This window comes from Frankiales bacterium, from assembly GCA_016125335.1.
In the GTDB taxonomy this organism is placed as follows: Bacteria; Actinomycetota; Actinomycetes; order S36-B12; family CAIYMF01; genus Longivirga.
This window is the reverse complement of the sequence record WGLY01000003.1, coordinates 112958-128407: the sequence shown is the minus strand read 5'-3', so window position 1 is coordinate 128407 and position 15450 is coordinate 112958. Positions and strand designations below refer to the sequence as shown.

The window sequence follows — 15450 nt, the reverse complement described above, 5'->3', positions numbered from 1 at the left end:
CGGGTCCCGCGGCTTGCCGCCACCGGCGGCGCGCGGGACGGCGTCGGCCCGGTGCGGCAGGATCGTGGCCATGTGCGGGAGGTACGCCGCGAGCCGCGACCCTGACGACCTCGTCGAGGAGTTCGAGGTGGTCGCCCGGCCCGAGGAGGTCCTCGAGCCGGACTACAACGTGGCGCCCACCAAGAAGGTCTACGCCGTGCTCGACCGGCGGCCCCGCGGCGAGCCGGAGGGCGCGGTGCGCCGCGAGCTGGCCGTGGTCACTTGGGGCCTGGTGCCCTCGTGGGCCAAGGACCGCTCCATCGGCAGCCGGCTGATCAACGCGCGGATGGAGACCGTGGCCGAGAAGCCGGCCTTCCGCAAGGCCTTCGCCCGCCGCCGGTGCCTGCTGCCGGCGGACGGCTACTACGAGTGGTACACCCCGCAGGACGGCCCCCGGGGGCGCGGCGGCAAGCCGCTCAAGCAGCCGTTCTTCATCCACCCCGCCGACGGCGGCGTGCTCGCGATGGCCGGGCTCTACGAGCTGTGGCGCGACCCCTCGCGCGAGGACGGCGACCCGCTGGCCTGGCTCATGACCACCACGGTGCTCACCACCACGGCCGAGGACGCCGTCGGCATGATCCACGACCGGATGCCGCTCACCGTGGAGCGCGAGCGGTGGGCCGAGTGGCTCGACCCGGCGCTGGACGGGTCCACGACCGACCTCACCGCGCTGCTCGTGCCGGCGGCGCCCGGCCGGCTCGACGCCTACCCGGTGTCCACCGACGTCAACAACGTGCGCAACAACGGGCCGGGCCTGCTCGAGCCGCTGCCCGCCGAGGGCGCCGACGAGGCGCTGTTCTGATGGCCGCCCGGCGGGCGGTGCACCACGACGTGGTCACGGTCGAGACCCCTGTCGGGCCGGCCCGGCTGCACGTGAGCGCGGTGGCCTCGCCGCGGGCCCTCGTGGTGCTCGGCCACGGGGCCGGCCGGGGCAGCGACACGGCCGACCTGCTGGCGCTCGCCGAGGCCCTGCCCCGCGCCGGCGCCGGCGTGGTGCTCGTGGACCAGCCCTGGGTGCTCGCCGGGCGCCGGGTGGCGTCGCCGCCGCCCACGCTCGACACCGCGTGGCGCGCCGTGCTGGCCGCACTGGCCGAGCCGCCGCTGCGCGCCATCACGCGGGCCACGCGACGCACCCCGGTGGTGGTGGGCGGGCGCAGCGCCGGGGCACGGGTCGCGGCGCGCACGGCCGCCGAGACGGGTGCCGCCGCCGTGCTGCTGCTCGCGTTCCCGCTGCTGCCCCCGGGTGCCCGCCGCAGCGACGAGGCCCGGACCGCGGCCCTGGCCACGCGCCGGGACGAGCTCGCGCTCCCGGTCGGCGCGGGGATCCCGGTCGTGGTGGCCCAGGGGGAGCGCGACACCTTCGGGACCCCGGCCGACCTCGCCGCGCTGGTGGACCCGGCCGGCCTCGACGTCGTCCCTGTCCCCGGGGCCGACCACGGGATGGGCGTCGCGCGCGGCGGGCCGGACCCGCTGCCCGTGGTCGTCTCGGCCGGTCTGCGCGCGGTGGCCGCGGCGCGCGGGGAGCCGGCACCGGACACCGGCGACGCCGGGGAATGAACCCGGCGCGGGGCCGTGTTCATGCTCACGTCGTCCCGTCCGCCCCTCGGAAGGAGCCCCTCGGTGCTCGTCCTGGTGACCGCTGAGCCGGGCGTCGACCTGCCCGAGCACGTGGGGGCGTCGAGGGCCCCACTACGCTCCGTCGTGATGAGCCCCGACACCACCGCCGACGACCTCGAGCCCACGGGGGACACCCCCGTCGAGACCGAGGAGCAGCGGGCTGCGCGCTTCGAGCGCGACGCGCTGCCCTTCCTCGACCAGCTCTACGCCGGCGCCCTGCGCATGACGCGCAACCCGGCCGACGCGGAGGACCTCCTCCAGGAGACCTTCGTGCGGGCGTTCGCCGCGTTCCACCAGTACCAGGACGGCACCAACCTCAAGGCCTGGCTGTACCGGATCCTGACCAACACGTTCATCAACGGCTACCGCAAGAAGCAGCGGGAGCCCCTGCAGTCCAACACCGACGACGTCGAGGACTGGCAGATGGCGCGCGCGGAGGCGCACACCTCCTCGGGACTGCGCTCGGCGGAGGCCGAGGCGCTCGACCACCTGCCCGACTCCGACGTCAAGGAGGCCCTGCAGGCCATCCCCGAGGACTTCCGCATCGCGGTCTACCTCGCCGACGTCGAGGGCTTCGCGTACAAGGAGATCGCCGAGATCATGGGCACTCCGATCGGTACGGTGATGTCGCGGCTGCACCGCGGGCGGCGGCAGCTGCGCGAGCTGCTCGAGGACTACGCTCGCGAGCGCGGGCTGCTGCCCGCCGCGCCGTCCGAGGAGGCGGAGGGGTCATGAGCTGCGGCAACCACCACGACACGCCGTGCAGCGAGGTCCTCGACGCGGTGTCGGCCTACCTCGACGGCGAGGTCCCGGCCGACGACGCGCTGCACATCGCCCAGCACTTCGACGAGTGCGCTCCGTGCCTCCAGGAGTTCGGCATCTACCAGGAGGTCAAGCTCCTGGTGCACCGCTGCTGCGGCGACGAGCGGATGCCCGACGCCGTGCGCGAGCGTGTGGTGACACGGATCCGGTCGGTCACCGTGTCGCTGCGGGCGGAGACCCCGGACGCCTGACGCGCCGCCCCCCGGACACACCGAAGGCCCGCCCCCGAGGGGGCGGGCCTTCGTGCGTGCTGCGTCTCAGGCGTTCGGACGGTTGCCGCCGTTCGCGTTGCTCTTCTTGCGGCTGCGGCGCTTGCGGGCGCGCTTGCTCATGGGGACTCCTCGGGTGCTGACGGGTGCTGCGGACCGGGCCGCCGGCACGGTCGCGTCCGCCGAGCAGTCTCCCACACGCGGCCGGGCGGGCCGAATCGCCGCCGGCCCCTCGCCGGGGTCAGCCTGCGAGGCGGCGGTTCACCGCGGCGAGCACGGAGCGCGCGACCGCGTCCTCCTCGTCGCCGCGCACGAGGGCGCTCCCGCACAGGGTCTGCTCGCCGAGGCGCGGGATGACCAGGCTGAGCGTGGTGAGCGCGACCTCGCGGTTGCCCACCTCGAGCACCTGCGAGCTCTCCACCTGGGCCTGGATCCCGAGCAGCTCGCCCAGCGCGGCGAGGGTGGCGGTGGCGACGATGCGCGGACGGTGCAGCGGCGACGCCGGGCCGCCGGCCTGGCCGGAGAACACCGAGCCGGCGATGGCGAGCGTGACGTCGACCTGGCTCTCGCCGTCGGAGTTGCGCACGGTGATGCTGGTGAGCGCAGGGCGGGGCTGCTGGTCGTCGGCCTCGGCCGCGGCCTCCTGCTGCGCCTGCTCCTCGCCCTCCGCGGACCCCGCGGCGGCGGGCTCGTCGGGGATCTGGACGACGCTGACGATGCGGTGGTCGATGTCGAGGTCGAACTGAGCCATCGCGACCGACTGGACGTCGCGCACCACCTGCTTGGCCGGCTTGGTGCCGCGCGAGACGACGTGCACCTCGATCGGCAGGGCGTCCGGGCTGGTGCGCACGCTCGCCTCGCGGATCCCCGGCACCGCGCGCAGCGCGGCCTCGAACTCGGGGAGCAGGCGCAGGGCGGTCATGTGTCCTCCGGGTCCAGGGCGGGGCGGACGCCGTCCCCCCGCCGCTCGCTGCGAGTCGTCGCTGCTCGGGTCATCGGTCGTGCTCGTCCGGGTCGGGATCGCCCGGGCGGGCGTCGTGCTCGCCGCCGTCGGCCCCGGTGGCGCCCGGGCCGGCCGGCGGCGGAGGGTCCTCGACGCCTCCGGTCAGGACGGTAAGCCCCGCGACGAGCAATCGGCGCCGGGGCGCGCCGGACCGGGAGGGCTCGCTCGCGGCCGGGTCGGCCGGGGCGTCGTCCCCACCGGCCGGTACGGGGTCGGGGCCGTACATCCCGGTGCGCGGGCGGGGCGGGGGCGCCCAGCTGCCCGGCTGCCCGGGACGCACGGGCACGACCGGCGTCCCCCCGGCGGGGGATTCCGGGCCGGGGGAGTCCGGGCCGGGGGCGAAGCCGGCGCGCAGGACCGGTGCGGCCGGGCCGGGGCGGTCGTCGCCGGCGCTCCCGGTGCCGGGTCCGGGCACGATCGGGCGGTCGACCGGGGGCGGCCCGAGGTCCGGCCCTGCCTTGCGCAGGGAGGGCCGGGTGTCGCGGGGGTCGTCGGCGGGGCGGGCGGTGCCGAGGTCGTCGACCGGGCGCAGGTGCGGACCGGGCGTGAACGGCGAGCCGCCGGGAGCCGGTGCCGAGGGCGGCGTCGTCGGCCCCGGGCCGGGCTCCGTGCCGGGGGACGGCGGCAGGTGCCCGGTGACGGGGGCGGTCGCCTCCGCCCAGGAGGCCCGCGCGGCCTCGACGGTGTCGACGGCGGCGCGGTCGGCGTCGCGCAGCTCGGTGAGCAGGTCGGGGAGCACGGCCGCGAGGTGGTCGGCCAGCCCGCGCATCGACTCGCGCTGCCACCAGCGCAGCGTGCGGGCCACCTGCCCGTCGACCAGGCCGGCGGCCTCGGCCGCCGCCAGCTCGGCGTCGAACCGGGCCGTGGCGGGGTCGGTGCGCAGCGCGAGCAGCGCAGAGAGCAGGTCGGCGTACGCCGACGCCCGCGCAGAGCCGTCCACTGTCCCGCACCCCCTCGCGGCGCGCCGATGCCGGCCGGGCGTGGCGGCCCGGTGTGGGTGAAGACTAGGGAAGAGGTCACACGGCGTCAGCAGCGGCACCCGGCGCTGCTCCGAACGGGGGACACGGTGACGACAGGTGATCACTCGTCCGGTCCACGGACGCCGCCCGCGGTGACCGGCGCTCGACGCACCGGTGACCGGCGGGCAGCCGGGGGAGGAAACGGACACGAGGGACTTGACGGAACACCGTTCACGCCTGCCACAGTGAGTCCGCACGGGCTGGTCCTGACGGTGACGTTCGGGTGACGGTGCGTCACCGACCCGTCGGGAGGGTCCACACTGGGCGTGGGCGCACGTCCCGGTCGGGCCCGGGGGCGGGCCCGCGGCACGGTCGGCGCGAGCCGGCGGCACAACTCAACAGCGGCAGGAACGGGATCGGCAGCCGAGGAGAGGGACTGCCGCGGCCTCCGGGTGCACCTCGGCGTGCTCGGTGACGCGGTGAAACTCGATCTTCCCACCCCGCAGGTCCGGCGAGATCCGGCCTGCGGTGTCCTTCGCGAGCGGAGCGGAGAGCGCGCAGGCGACCAGCGGTGCCTGTGACATGCATCGCGAGGAGTTGATCCCAACAATGAGCAAGATCGTCAAGGTCGTGGAGCGTCTGCTCTCGACCGAGCCCATGTGGGACTGGAACCGCCGCTAGCCGGTGGTTGACAGGCCCCTGGGAGTTCAAGTTTGGGCCTCTGCTGCCGATCCCGATCCTGCCGACATCTATCGGCGCACCAGGCGCGTGAGTGGGGAGGGGACGATCGTGCGTGATCTTCCCGTGCCCGCACGGCTCTACCTGATCCTGGTGGTCGCCGTCGGCGCCGGCCTCGTCGTCTTCAGCTCGCTGCGGCTCTCGCGCGAGGAGTGGCTGGCCGTGCTGCCGCTGGCCGCACTGGTGATCCTGGCCAAGTGGTTCGCCAGCGACCTGAGGGCCCACGTCAACATCAGCGTGGGCATGCCGATCGCCATCGCGTCGGTGATCCTCCTCGGCGCCGAGGGCGCCACCCTCGTCATGGCCGCCGTGGTGTTCGCGCCGGCGGCCGCGCGCTTCTCCACCCGGCTGTTCAACGCCGCCATGTTCGCCATCACCGCCACGGTGTCCGGCCTCGTCTACGAGCACCTGGGCACGACGCTGCTCGGACCGCCCGCGAGCCTCACCGTGTGGCAGGTGGTCGTCCCCAGCCTGGTGGCCGCCGCCGTCCTCGAGGTGACCAACGGCCTGCTGCTGGTCGCGATGATCGCCCTCTCCGAGCACGTCTCGCCGCTGCGGGTCTGGTACGGCACGTTGGCCGAGTCGGCCCTGCCGATGTTCATCTACTCGATCTTCGGCCTCATGCTCGCCGTGGTGTGGAGCTACGCCGGCCCCATCTCGGCGCTGCTGGTGCTCGCGCCCCTCATGGTGGCGCGCTGGGTGTTCGCGGAGTTCGCCGCGCGCCAGGAGGCCTACGAGGCCACGATGCGCTCGCTCATCAAGTCCGTCGAGACCAAGGACCTGTACACCCGCGGCCACTCCGAGCGGGTGTCGCGCGCGTCGGTGCTCATCGGCCGCCGCGCCGGGATGCGCGAGGACCGGGTGGCGAGCCTGCGCTACGCCGGGATGCTGCACGACGTCGGCAAGCTCGGCGTGCCCACCACCGTGCTGCAGAAGGCCGGGCGCCTCACCGAGGAGGAGTACGAGGCGATCCAGCAGCACACCGTGCGCGGCCGCGAGATCACCAAGGACCTCGAGTTCCTCGGCGAGGCCATCGAGGGCATCCACCTGCACCACGAGCGCATCGACGGCCGCGGCTACCCGCTGGGCCTCAAGGGCGCCGAGATCCCCGAGTTCGCCCGGATCATCGCGGTGGCCGACGCCTTCGACTCGATGACCACCACGCGCTCCTACCGCGGCGCGCGCAGCATCGAGGACGCCGTCGTCGAGCTTCGGAACTGCAAGGGCTCGCAGTTCGACCCGGTGATGGTCGAGGCGCTCGTCGAGGCCGTCGACGCCGAGGGCTGGGACGTCGCCGACACGCTGCCCGCGGTGCCGCCGGTGCCCATCGACGCCCTGCCCTCCTTCGCCAGCGACGACGACGACCCGACCGCGGCCGGCCAGCTCGGGCTGCCCTCCGCGGCCCCCGACGACGCCTCCGAGCTGGTCGACGACGCCTCGGTCGGCGGCCCCGGCGAGGACGCGTCGTGACCGGCGACCGCGAGCTGCGCTCCAGCGGGCCCCTTCTCGTGGCGGCGGGGCTCGTCGTCGTCGCCTCGATCGCCAAGACGGCGCAGGCCGGCATCGCGAACCTCGCGATCGCGCTGGCGTTCACGGCCTTCATCGCCATCGGCGAGGTGCTGCGCATCACCCTGCCCGGCGGCCGCCAGGCGGCGCCCCTGGCCGCGGCGGGTGCGCTCGCGTTCGCCCTGCTGCCCAGCCTGCACCGCGTCGACGACGTCGCGTACAGCGTGGCGCTCGCGGTCACCGTCGTCACCATCGGCTCGATCGTGGGGGCGTTCCCCAGCGCGCTCGTGGGCCGCGGCATCCACATCGACGAGCTGGCCCGGCGCGTGCTCACCACCCTGCTCGCGGCGACGCTGTTCGGCCTGGTCTACCCGCACGTGCAGCCGGCGCCGGACGAGACCGCCTGGAAGCTCGCGCTCGCGATGACCGTCACCGCGGCCATCGGCGGGGCTGCCGACGCGATCCTCGCCGCCGGCACCCGCGCCGCGCAGTCGCACGCCCCGTTCGGCACGGCCGTCGTCGACGAGTTCCGAGCCCTGCTCGGGATCGCCTCCGCGATCGCGGCCACCGGCGTCCTGATCGCCCTCGCCACGCCGCGCATGGACCTGTGGGCGCTGCCCGTGTTCGCCGTCCCGCTGCTGCTCACGCAGTTCTCGTTCCGTCGCTACGCGACCATCGACGCGACCTACCTCCAGACGATCCGCTCGCTGTCGAAGGTCACCGAGGTGGGCGGCTACACCGAGACGGGCCACTCGCGCCGCGTCTCGCGCCTCGCGGTGACGATCGGCCGCGAGATGGGCGTGAGCGAGCGCGACCTCACCGACCTCGAGTACGCCGCGCTCATGCACGACATCGGCCAGCTCTCGCTGCCCGAGCCGATCCCCGGCGGCGCCACCACGATGGTCGCCCCGGTCGACCAGCGGCGCATCGCCGAGCTCGGCGCCGAGGTCATCCGGCAGGCCGGCGTGCTCGACCGCGCCGCGCTCATCGTCGAGCGGCAGGCCGATCCGTACCGCCCGCACCGCGGCCACCTCGACACCACGCTGCCGCTGGAGAGCCGGATCATCAAGGCTGTCAACGCCTACGACGACCTCGTGGGCGCCTCGCTCGAGAGCGACCGCAAGCTGCGCGCCATCGAGCGCCTCCAGCTGGGCATCGACCGCGAGTACGACCCCGCCGTCGTCGACACGCTCTCGCGCATCATCGAGCGCCAGACCGAGTACGCCTACTGACCCTCAGGCCGTAGTGGTCGCGGGCAGCTCGAGCAGCACGTCCGGCAGACCCTCCTCGTTGCCGCTGCCGTCGGTCTGCCCCACCTGCACCGCGCCGAGCGCGGCGTAGAACGCCCGGGCACCGGTGTTGTCGCGGAAGCACCACAGCCGCAACGGACCGGGGTGGTGCGCGCGAGCCACCGCCACCAGCGCGGTGCCCAGTCCCCGTCGGCGCGCGTCCGGCTCGAGGTAGAGGTGGCCGAGCTCGCCGGCGGCGTCGTCGACCACTGCGAACCCGAGCACCCGGTCGCCGTCGACGACGACCCACCCGGTGCCTGCGGCCAGCTCGCGCCGGAAGAACGCGACGTCCTCCTCGGGCGTGTGCAGCACCGGCAGCCACGGCATCGCGGCGGCGCGGGAGCGGGCCGAGACCAGCGCCACCGCCTCGGCGTCGGAGGCGTCGGCGCGCCGGACCACCGCGGCACCCACGGCGGCGACCGTACCGTCGCGGCGACGGCGCGACGCGCGGGTTGCGCGGGCACCGGTCCCGGGGCGGCGGCGCCGTGCCAGGATGGGCCGTCCCGTGGAACCGCACGTCAGGAGCATCGATGGCCACCGAGGTCTGCGCCGAGATGGTGGCGAACGTCGTGCAGGTGGTGGTGGCCGCCGGCGGCGAGATCGCGTCGGGCGACACCCTGCTCGTGCTCGAGTCCATGAAGATGGAGATCCCCGTCGTGGCCGAGGTCGGCGGCCGGGTCCGGGAGGTGCGGGTCACGGAGGGTGACGTCGTCCAGGAGGGCGACGTCCTCGTCGTCGTCGACTGACGCACCGGCCCTCCTCGGGCTCAAGAGGGGCCCCCGTACGGCCGATGCCATGGGGGTGACGCAGACCTTCGAACCCGTCCTCGCGCCGCCGCCGGACAGCGACCCCGTCGCCGCCCCGGCGCCCGCCGCCGCGCCGCCGCCCGTCTCCGTCATCCCGCTGCTGCGCGCGCTCGTCGAGAGCGGCGGCTCGGACCTGCACTGCAAGGTCGGGTCGGCCCCGCGCGTGCGGGTGGACGGCCAGCTGCGCCGGCTCCAGGTGCCCGACCTGCGCCCCGACGACACCGAGCACTTCGTCCGCGAGGTGCTGCGCGGCGACCTCATCGAGGAGTTCGCGCGCACCAACGAGGCCGACTTCGCCTACGGGATCGACGGCGTCGGCCGCTTCCGCGTCAACGTCTTCCGCCAGCGCGGCAGCGCGGGCCTGGTGTTCCGCCGGGTCGCCGTCGGCGCCATCCCGCTCAGCGACCTCGGGCTTCCCGCCGTCATCGGGCCGCTCTCGCTCGAGCCGCGCGGCCTGGTGCTGGTGACCGGCCCGACCGGGTCGGGCAAGACCACGACCCTCGCGGGCATGGTGGACAACATCAACCAGCACCGCGACGTCCACGTCGTGACGATCGAGGACCCGATCGAGATCCTCCACCACGACAAGCGCGCGATGATCAACCAGCGTGAGGTCCGCGTCGACACCAAGGACTTCTCCACCGCGCTGCGCGCCGCGATGCGGCAGGACCCCGACGTCATCCTCGTCGGCGAGATGCGCGACCAGGAGACCGTCAAGGCCGCGCTCAGCGCCGCGGAGACCGGCCACTTCGTCATGTCGACCCTGCACACCACCGACGCGCAGGAGACCGTGAGCCGGATCATCGACTTCTTCGCCCCGCACGAGCAGATGCAGATCCGCATCGCGCTCGCCGGTGCGCTGCGTGGCGTGATCTGCCAGCGCCTGGTGCCCCGGGCCGACGGGCTCGGACGCTGCGTCGCCATGGAGGTCTGCGTCAACACCGGCCGCGTCGCGGACGCGATCGTCGACCCGGACAAGACCGCCACGATCCACCAGCTCATCACCGAGGGCGGCTTCTACGGCATGCAGACGTTCGACCAGCACCTGGTCGCGCTGTTCCGTGACGGAGTCATCACCCTCGAGGCGGCGATGGACGCCTCGACCAGCCCGCACGACCTCATGGTCGAGCTCCAGCGGCTCGGTCTCGTCGCCTGACCGCGGGCCCGACGCTCGCCTAGGCTCCGCCGGGTGAGCGACTCCTCCCTCGTCCCCGGGCTGTCGGCAGAGCTCGAGCGCACCGTCGGCGACGCCGACACCGCGACGTCGCTCGGCAGCGGTGACGTGCCCGTGCTGGCGACGCCACGGCTGGTCGCCTGGCTCGAGGCGGCGACGGTGGCGGCGCTGGCCGGCGCCCTGCCGGAGGGGTCGACCAGCGTGGGCACGCGGGTCGACGTCGAGCACCGCACGGCGTCGCCGGTGGGCGCGCGGGTGCGGCTGGCGGCGTCGGTGTCCCACGTGGACGGGCGGCTGGTGCGCCTCGAGGTGGCGGCCACCCACGGAGACGGCGCGGTCGTCGCCGCCGGGACGGTGACGCGGGTGGTCGTGGACCGCGCGCGCTTCCTGGCCCGGCTCAGCCCGCCGGAGCCGACCCCACCTCGCGCGTGAAGGCCCACAGGGTGACCTCCGGGACGGGGACCCAGTCGCGCTCGGGGGCGCGGGCGAACCCCAGCCGGTCGTAGAACCGGTGCGCCCGGGTGTTGTCCGAGATCACGCAGATGACGATGCGGGTCGCCCCATCGGCTGCGGCCCGCTCCTCGCACGCGGCCACGAGCGCCTCGCCCACCCCCGTGCCCCGGGCGTCGGGCGCGACGCCGAGGTAGCGGAACTCCGACTCGCCCTCGCGGGCCATCTCCGACTGCGGCGTGCCGTAGGGCGTCACCGTCACGGAGCCCACGATCCGGCCGTCGCGCACGGCGACGAGCACCTCGTGGTCGTCCGCGCGCCCGGCGACGTCGCGCAGGTGCTCGCCGTAGCCGCGGTCGTTGTCGAGCAGGCCGCCGGTGGCGTACGCCGTCTCCACGAGGGCGCCGGCCTCGGCGTACTCCTCCGGGCGCGCCGGGCGGATCTCGAGGCCGCTGCCGTGCCCCGGGCCGCCGGGCGCAGGTGGGACGGGGGAGGAGGCGGAGGCGGGCACGGGCCCGATCCTGCCCTGGTAGCGTCGGGCCCGGTCGTCCGGGGTCCCGGGCGCCCGCACCGGCCGACGTCGAGTGCTGCCCCGGCCGGCGCACCCCCGAGCATCCGCTCCGGGCAGCAGCGGGGGACCCATTCTGGGCGCAGAGCCACTGCGTCCTCGGGGTGAAGCCGAGCACGTCTCGGCCGGCCGACTCCGGGCCGAACCCGACAGCTGACCCCGCAGACGTCGCCGGAGGTTCTGTCATGCGTGCTCGGCCTGTGCGCCTGATGCGCCGGCTCCCGTCACGCCTGCCGGGGCGCAGCGCGGTGGCGCTCGGCGCCCTCGGCGCCGTGCTGCTCGCCGGCCACCTCGTGGCCGCGCCCACCGACGGCGCGAGCGCCCTGCCCGCGAGCGGCATGCTCGAGGAGTCGGACGCCGCCCAGCCCGACCCGTTGCGCGTCGGCGACGACCTCGTGCTCGCCGCGACGTTCCGCCCCGTGCTCACCAGCGTGACCGCGGCGCGCCTCGTCTCGTCCGCACGGTCGCGACCCGGTGCGACGCCGGCGGCCCGGCCCGCCGCCGCACCTGCCACGGCCCGCAGCGCGCAGGCAGCCGGCGCCACGCGCAGCAGGTCCGGTCCGCGGCCGTTCTACGCCCGCCTGCCGGTGCTGCGCGTGGGCTCCACCGGCACCTGGGTCACCGCGGTGCAGCGCAAGCTCGGGGTGTCGCGCACCGGCTACTTCGGGCCGCTCACGAGGGCGGCGGTCAGCCGCTTCCAGGCGGCGCACGGCCTGCCGCGGGTCGGCCAGGTGGGCCCGCTCACCTGGAAGGCGCTGCTGGCCACCCGGGCCCCGAGCGCGAGGCGCGCGCCGGCGACCCGGACGACCGCACCGCGCCCCGCGGCACCCGCCTCGCCGGTCGTCGCGGGCCGCATCTGCCCCGCCCCTGGTGCCGCGTTCGGCCAGGGCTGGGGGGCACCGCGTGCCGGCCACAGCCACCAGGGCCAGGACCTCATGGGCCGCCGCGGCTCGCCGATCCTGGCCATCGAGGACGCCGTCGTCATCCGTGAGGGCCGCTAGTCCAACGGCGCGCTGCGCATCGTGCTCCAGGGCGTGAGCGGGTCGAAGTTCTACTACGGCCACATGGACACCGACCTCGTGCACGCCGGCGCCCACGTGCGCCGCGGCCAGGTCATCGGGCTCATGGGCGACACCGGCAGCCCCGGTGCCGTGCACCTGCACTTCGAGTACTGGGCCAGCGGCGGCGAGTCCGCCGCCGTGGACCCCGCCCCGCTGCTGCGCCGGCTCTGCTGACGCGGCACCCGCGACGTCGGGTCCCCGGCACACGACCCCCCGGTGCCGGGGGCCCGGCCTCATCCGGCGCCGGCCGGTCGTCACGCGCCGGTGCCGAGGTCGAGGGACTCCGAGTCGAGCAGGTCGGTACGCGGTGACGAAGCCCGCTCCGTGCCAGTTGGTCACGGTGCGGGGTAAGGAGAGGGCGCGAACCCATCACTCGTCCGGCGTGGTGGTGTCGGTGCCCATCCCGGCTCGTCGTGTGGTTGAGTGAATACCCGCGACGTGCGCGAGATGGAGAACGATGGACTGCATCAACTGCCAACTACCGCTCCGGGGCGGCGACAGAACTGAGGCATGGGCAGACGGCAACAACCCTCACGCCTACGTTCGGTGCCCTCACTGCGGCACGGAGAACACGATGTGGGACGGCGACGACGACTGATGTAATCGCGTCGCGTTCTCGCCGGGCACCTCGACGCGGCATGTCCGAGATGCGCCACGCCCAGACCGAAGCACGAGGAGAGCTCAGCATGGCGCTGGCCCCCGGTGAGTATGAGTTCACCTGCATGGACTGCGATGGGAAGGGGATCGTGGACGTCATCCAGGTTGACGGTCGGGTTCTTCCCGAGGACTGCGAGGACTGCGACGGGTCGGGTGTCGTGCGGCTGGAAGAGGACGAGGCGCAGGAGATGGTCGACTTCGGGCGTTCGCCTCTCCGCGGCCCGCTCTGATCCTCGACCGGTCCCACTTTCGGCGATAGCAGTACCTTTTCGATCGACAGTCGTCGACGACGCACACCCGGAGACGTGATGCCGCTTTTCGGAAGCAAGGGCGACAGCGGTGGCCTGCGTCCAGACATTGCAGCGGCCCGCGCTGCGATCACTAACAAGGGAACCGTCGGAATCAGCAAGGCCGTCGACAACCTGGAGTCTCTGCTCGCCCCGGGGGAAACCGTCACGGCAATGACGGTGGCCAATCGTGGCGGCCCGGCGATTCTGGTCGTCACCGACCGGCGAGTCCTGCTGTCCTGGCATCACGTCGGGAACAAGTCTCAGACCGAGGTGCAACTTTCCCAGATCACCGCCGTCAACTTCGAGAGCAAGTGGGGGGCTACGCGAAGCGGGGCTCTCCTGATCGGCACTGCAGGCGGTGCATTGAACGCAGAGGGCATCTTCGGTAAGGAGGGGGAGCGGATCGTCACGGCCATCCGCCGACAGATGGCAGCTGGCTCCGCACCGGCCGGCCCTGCAACACCTCCGCAGTCGGCTGCATCGGCATCACCACCTCCGCCCCCCGGTGTTCCCGCTGGCTGGTACCTCGACTCTGCCGCCGAGGTGCAGCGTTACTGGGACGGCTCCGGCTGGACTGAACACACAGCTCCGATGCCGTCCGACTGAGAGGCAGCCCCGCGTGCGTGAGGGAAGCCCAGCGCCGGGTTTGCGCGTCCGACCCCAAACGTCCCAGTCCTTCGACGGCGGTTGATGACCATGCCGTTCGTGTGCCACCAGTAGAGGACCCCGTCGAGTGTCGATCGAGCGCCAGTAGCGGAACCGCCACTACCGATCGAACCCGTGGTCCACGATCAGCACGTACAGCGCCTCGTGGCCGTCGCCTAGCCCGGCCGCGCGGGCTGGCTGCCGCACCACGTACCAGTGCGGGATGTCGGGCCTCGTGCTGGGGAACGTCCACCGGCTCGCGGCGATGTAGGCCGCACAGCGGCCACGAGCGAAGGGTCGCTAGGACTGCCGAACTGACCCGCTCCGATCGGTGTGCCGGGCGAGCACGCCCTGCACCTGGCCGGAGCGCACCGCGTCTAGCAGCGCCCGGCAGCCAGGCCGGGGCTCGCCGGAGTACGCGCTGAGGTCGTTGTCGGAGAAGGTCGCCACGACCTCCCAGCCGAGCCGACGAGCCGGCGCCGGGCCCTCGGTCTCCTGGCGCTCGACGCCGAGACCCGCGCCCTCGCGGTCCTTGGAGATGCGGGTGTAACCCCGATGCGGAGCTTCGGCGTCTCGCTCATCACTGCCACCAATCGATCCGCTCGCCGCTCACGTGGGAGTCGATCTCGCGGTATAGACCGCTGGCGACGAACTCACGCTGGAGCCCTGGCGCACTCGGGTGGCATCGCTCGACCATTGCGCCGTACCGGATCAGGGGGCTAATCCGCTTGGCGGGCTCACCCAGCAACACAAACACGGGCGGATCCGGGCGCTCGTCCAGCAGCCGGATGATCCGGTCGGTGTAGGTCTCCCAGATGTGCGCGTGACCGTAGGTGCCCTCGGCGGGCGAGTAGGTCAGCGCACGGTTCAGCAGCAGCACGCCCTGACCTGCCCAGGCCGACAGATCGCCATTCAGGTTCGGCACGGGGCTGCTGTCGATTGGGAAGTCGTGGAGCACGGCCTTGCGCAGGTTACGGACCGCAGCACGGCGTCCAAACGGCATCCCGGCGGGCAGGCTGAATGCAAGGCCGATGGCGGCCCGCTCATCCGGGTACGGGTCGATGCCGAGAAGCACCACCCGCACGTCCTCGAAGGCCGTCGCGTTGAGCGCGGCGAACTCCAGCCCGTCCCTCGGGTACACCGGACCGCGGTGCCGCGCCTGTCGTACATGGTGCAGTTCCTTCACCGGCTCTGGCAGCACGCCGTACCAGGGCCACCGAGCGGCAGCGTGGGCGGCGATGTCGTCGGCTTCCTCGGCGGGCAGGCCGTCCAGGGCCTCGAAGTCAATGCTCACCACGAACTCTCGGCAGCCGCAGCCGGTCTCACAGCCATTCCTTCACGCCGCCGTGGTGGCTGCCGGTCCCGTGGCCCCGCGCGAACGAGTACGTGCCGTCGTTCAGCAGCGCAGTGGCACCCTCGGGCGCGGGCAAAGCCAGCGGGGCCGCGGCGGCTGCCACTGCGACCACGGTCGCTGCCTTGCGCGCCGATGGCCACTTCCACGCCACAAGCGACGCTGCCACAGGCACCAGCGCCAGGGAGACCTTGACGATTGCGTCAGTCCGGGGAGTCATGATCTTGGTCATCAGATCCCGCCCTCGAACTCGTGATCTACGTCCT

The 15450-nt window shown here is 73.7% G+C and carries 20 protein-coding genes; 13 read left to right on the top strand and 7 right to left on the bottom strand.

Translation table 11 applies throughout. The features are described from left to right. The first annotated feature begins 70 nt into the window (after window positions 1-70). From GC157_02405 to rsrA, 4 genes are all read left to right on the top strand, one after another. Window positions 71-841: an SOS response-associated peptidase gene (locus tag GC157_02405; protein ID MBI1376324.1), complete on the top strand. Its 771-nt coding sequence runs from the start codon at window positions 71-73 to the stop codon at window positions 839-841. Then, complete coding sequence (locus GC157_02400; protein ID MBI1376323.1) at window positions 841-1596, top strand: hydrolase; 756 nt, start codon at window positions 841-843, stop codon at window positions 1594-1596. Before GC157_02405 ends, GC157_02400 begins: the two co-directional genes overlap by 1 nt. Window positions 1597-1743: 147 nt before the next feature. After that, window positions 1744-2391, top strand: a complete 648-nt coding sequence (locus tag GC157_02395) for a sigma-70 family RNA polymerase sigma factor (protein MBI1376322.1) — start codon at window positions 1744-1746, stop codon at window positions 2389-2391. Next, window positions 2388-2669, top strand: a complete 282-nt coding sequence (rsrA, locus tag GC157_02390; GenBank protein ID MBI1376321.1) for a mycothiol system anti-sigma-R factor — start codon at window positions 2388-2390, stop codon at window positions 2667-2669. Before GC157_02395 ends, rsrA begins: the two co-directional genes overlap by 4 nt. A gap of 259 nt (window positions 2670-2928) precedes the next feature. Here rsrA and GC157_02385 read toward each other — a convergent pair whose 3' ends face one another. Together GC157_02385 and GC157_02380 are read right to left on the bottom strand one after the other, a co-directional pair. After that, entirely contained in the window at window positions 2929-3609 is a 681-nt protein-coding gene (locus GC157_02385; GenBank protein MBI1376320.1) for a hypothetical protein, read from the bottom strand. Between the two features lie 70 nt (window positions 3610-3679). Further along, on the bottom strand, window positions 3680-4630 hold the full coding sequence (locus GC157_02380; protein MBI1376319.1) for a hypothetical protein: 951 nt from the start codon (window positions 4628-4630) through the stop codon (window positions 3680-3682). An 808-nt stretch (window positions 4631-5438) separates the two neighbouring features. Between GC157_02380 and GC157_02375 the strand changes: the two genes are divergently transcribed. Continuing rightward, window positions 5439-6857, top strand: a complete 1419-nt coding sequence (locus GC157_02375) for an HD domain-containing protein (protein ID MBI1376318.1) — start codon at window positions 5439-5441, stop codon at window positions 6855-6857. Then, window positions 6854-8125, top strand: coding sequence for an HD domain-containing protein (locus tag GC157_02370; GenBank protein ID MBI1376317.1), 1272 nt, complete (start codon window positions 6854-6856; stop codon window positions 8123-8125). Before GC157_02375 ends, GC157_02370 begins: the two co-directional genes overlap by 4 nt. Before the next feature lie 3 nt (window positions 8126-8128). Here GC157_02370 and GC157_02365 read toward each other — a convergent pair whose 3' ends face one another. Then, a complete protein-coding gene (locus GC157_02365; protein ID MBI1376316.1) occupies window positions 8129-8710 on the bottom strand; it encodes a GNAT family N-acetyltransferase in 582 nt (193 codons plus the stop codon). A gap of 2 nt (window positions 8711-8712) precedes the next feature. On the opposite strand from GC157_02365, the gene GC157_02360 reads away from it, so the two are divergent. The 3 genes from GC157_02360 to GC157_02350 are packed head-to-tail and all read left to right on the top strand — an operon-like array spanning window position 8713 to window position 10594. After that, window positions 8713-8928 carry a biotin/lipoyl-binding carrier protein gene (locus tag GC157_02360; protein MBI1376315.1) on the top strand — a complete coding sequence of 72 codons (216 nt, stop codon included), beginning with the start codon at window positions 8713-8715 and terminating at the stop codon, window positions 8926-8928. A gap of 49 nt (window positions 8929-8977) precedes the next feature. Then, window positions 8978-10144 (top strand): PilT/PilU family type 4a pilus ATPase, encoded by a 1167-nt coding sequence (locus GC157_02355; GenBank protein MBI1376314.1) that lies wholly within the window; start codon window positions 8978-8980, stop codon window positions 10142-10144. A gap of 33 nt (window positions 10145-10177) precedes the next feature. Then, window positions 10178-10594: a thioesterase gene (locus tag GC157_02350; protein ID MBI1376313.1), complete on the top strand. Its 417-nt coding sequence runs from the start codon at window positions 10178-10180 to the stop codon at window positions 10592-10594. Here the strand turns inward: GC157_02350 and GC157_02345 are convergent. After that, a complete protein-coding gene (locus tag GC157_02345) occupies window positions 10560-11255 on the bottom strand; it encodes a GNAT family N-acetyltransferase (protein ID MBI1376312.1) in 696 nt (231 codons plus the stop codon). The genes GC157_02350 and GC157_02345 overlap by 35 nt on opposite strands. Before the next feature lie 110 nt (window positions 11256-11365). Between GC157_02345 and GC157_02340 the strand changes: the two genes are divergently transcribed. The 4 genes from GC157_02340 to GC157_02325 all read left to right on the top strand — a co-directional run bounded on the left by GC157_02340 (window position 11366) and on the right by GC157_02325 (window position 13794). Further along, a complete protein-coding gene (locus tag GC157_02340) occupies window positions 11366-12181 on the top strand; it encodes a hypothetical protein (GenBank protein ID MBI1376311.1) in 816 nt (271 codons plus the stop codon). Window positions 12182-12214: 33 nt separating this feature from the next. After that, complete coding sequence (locus GC157_02335) at window positions 12215-12415, top strand: peptidoglycan DD-metalloendopeptidase family protein (GenBank protein MBI1376310.1); 201 nt, start codon at window positions 12215-12217, stop codon at window positions 12413-12415. A gap of 512 nt (window positions 12416-12927) precedes the next feature. Next, a complete protein-coding gene (locus tag GC157_02330) occupies window positions 12928-13128 on the top strand; it encodes a hypothetical protein (protein ID MBI1376309.1) in 201 nt (66 codons plus the stop codon). Between the two features lie 75 nt (window positions 13129-13203). Beyond that, a complete protein-coding gene (locus GC157_02325; protein ID MBI1376308.1) occupies window positions 13204-13794 on the top strand; it encodes a DUF2510 domain-containing protein in 591 nt (196 codons plus the stop codon). Between the two features lie 339 nt (window positions 13795-14133). Here the strand turns inward: GC157_02325 and GC157_02320 are convergent, their stop codons facing one another. From GC157_02320 to GC157_02310, 3 genes are read right to left on the bottom strand one after another with little or no spacing between them, the layout of a single operon-like run. Continuing rightward, window positions 14134-14427, bottom strand: coding sequence for a hypothetical protein (locus tag GC157_02320; protein ID MBI1376307.1), 294 nt, complete (start codon window positions 14425-14427; stop codon window positions 14134-14136). Beyond that, window positions 14414-15130, bottom strand: a complete 717-nt coding sequence (locus GC157_02315; protein ID MBI1376306.1) for a uracil-DNA glycosylase — start codon at window positions 15128-15130, stop codon at window positions 14414-14416. Before GC157_02315 ends, GC157_02320 begins: the two co-directional genes overlap by 14 nt. Window positions 15131-15155: 25 nt before the next feature. Further along, a complete protein-coding gene (locus tag GC157_02310) occupies window positions 15156-15416 on the bottom strand; it encodes a DUF3761 domain-containing protein (GenBank protein MBI1376305.1) in 261 nt (86 codons plus the stop codon). Window positions 15417-15450 lie beyond the last annotated feature (34 nt).

What these genes read in the sequence shown, in the direction of transcription:
- GC157_02355 (MBI1376314.1), top strand. Translation starts at nt 8,978, where the DNA reads ATGGGGGTGACGCAGACCTTCGAACCCGTCCTCGCGCCGCCGCCGGAC.
- GC157_02330 (MBI1376309.1), top strand. Translation starts at nt 12,928, where the DNA reads ATGGCGCTGGCCCCCGGTGAGTATGAGTTCACCTGCATGGACTGCGAT.
- GC157_02400 (MBI1376323.1), top strand. Translation starts at nt 841, where the DNA reads ATGGCCGCCCGGCGGGCGGTGCACCACGACGTGGTCACGGTCGAGACC.
- GC157_02405 (MBI1376324.1), top strand. Translation starts at nt 71, where the DNA reads ATGTGCGGGAGGTACGCCGCGAGCCGCGACCCTGACGACCTCGTCGAG.
- GC157_02360 (MBI1376315.1), top strand. Translation starts at nt 8,713, where the DNA reads ATGGCCACCGAGGTCTGCGCCGAGATGGTGGCGAACGTCGTGCAGGTG.
- GC157_02395 (MBI1376322.1), top strand. Translation starts at nt 1,744, where the DNA reads ATGAGCCCCGACACCACCGCCGACGACCTCGAGCCCACGGGGGACACC.
- GC157_02345 (MBI1376312.1), bottom strand. Translation starts at nt 11,255, where the DNA reads ATGGGTCCCCCGCTGCTGCCCGGAGCGGATGCTCGGGGGTGCGCCGGC.
- rsrA (MBI1376321.1), top strand. Translation starts at nt 2,388, where the DNA reads ATGAGCTGCGGCAACCACCACGACACGCCGTGCAGCGAGGTCCTCGAC.
- GC157_02340 (MBI1376311.1), top strand. Translation starts at nt 11,366, where the DNA reads ATGCGTGCTCGGCCTGTGCGCCTGATGCGCCGGCTCCCGTCACGCCTG.
- GC157_02310 (MBI1376305.1), bottom strand. Translation starts at nt 15,416, where the DNA reads ATGACCAAGATCATGACTCCCCGGACTGACGCAATCGTCAAGGTCTCC.
- GC157_02365 (MBI1376316.1), bottom strand. Translation starts at nt 8,710, where the DNA reads ATGCTCCTGACGTGCGGTTCCACGGGACGGCCCATCCTGGCACGGCGC.
- GC157_02385 (MBI1376320.1), bottom strand. Translation starts at nt 3,609, where the DNA reads ATGACCGCCCTGCGCCTGCTCCCCGAGTTCGAGGCCGCGCTGCGCGCG.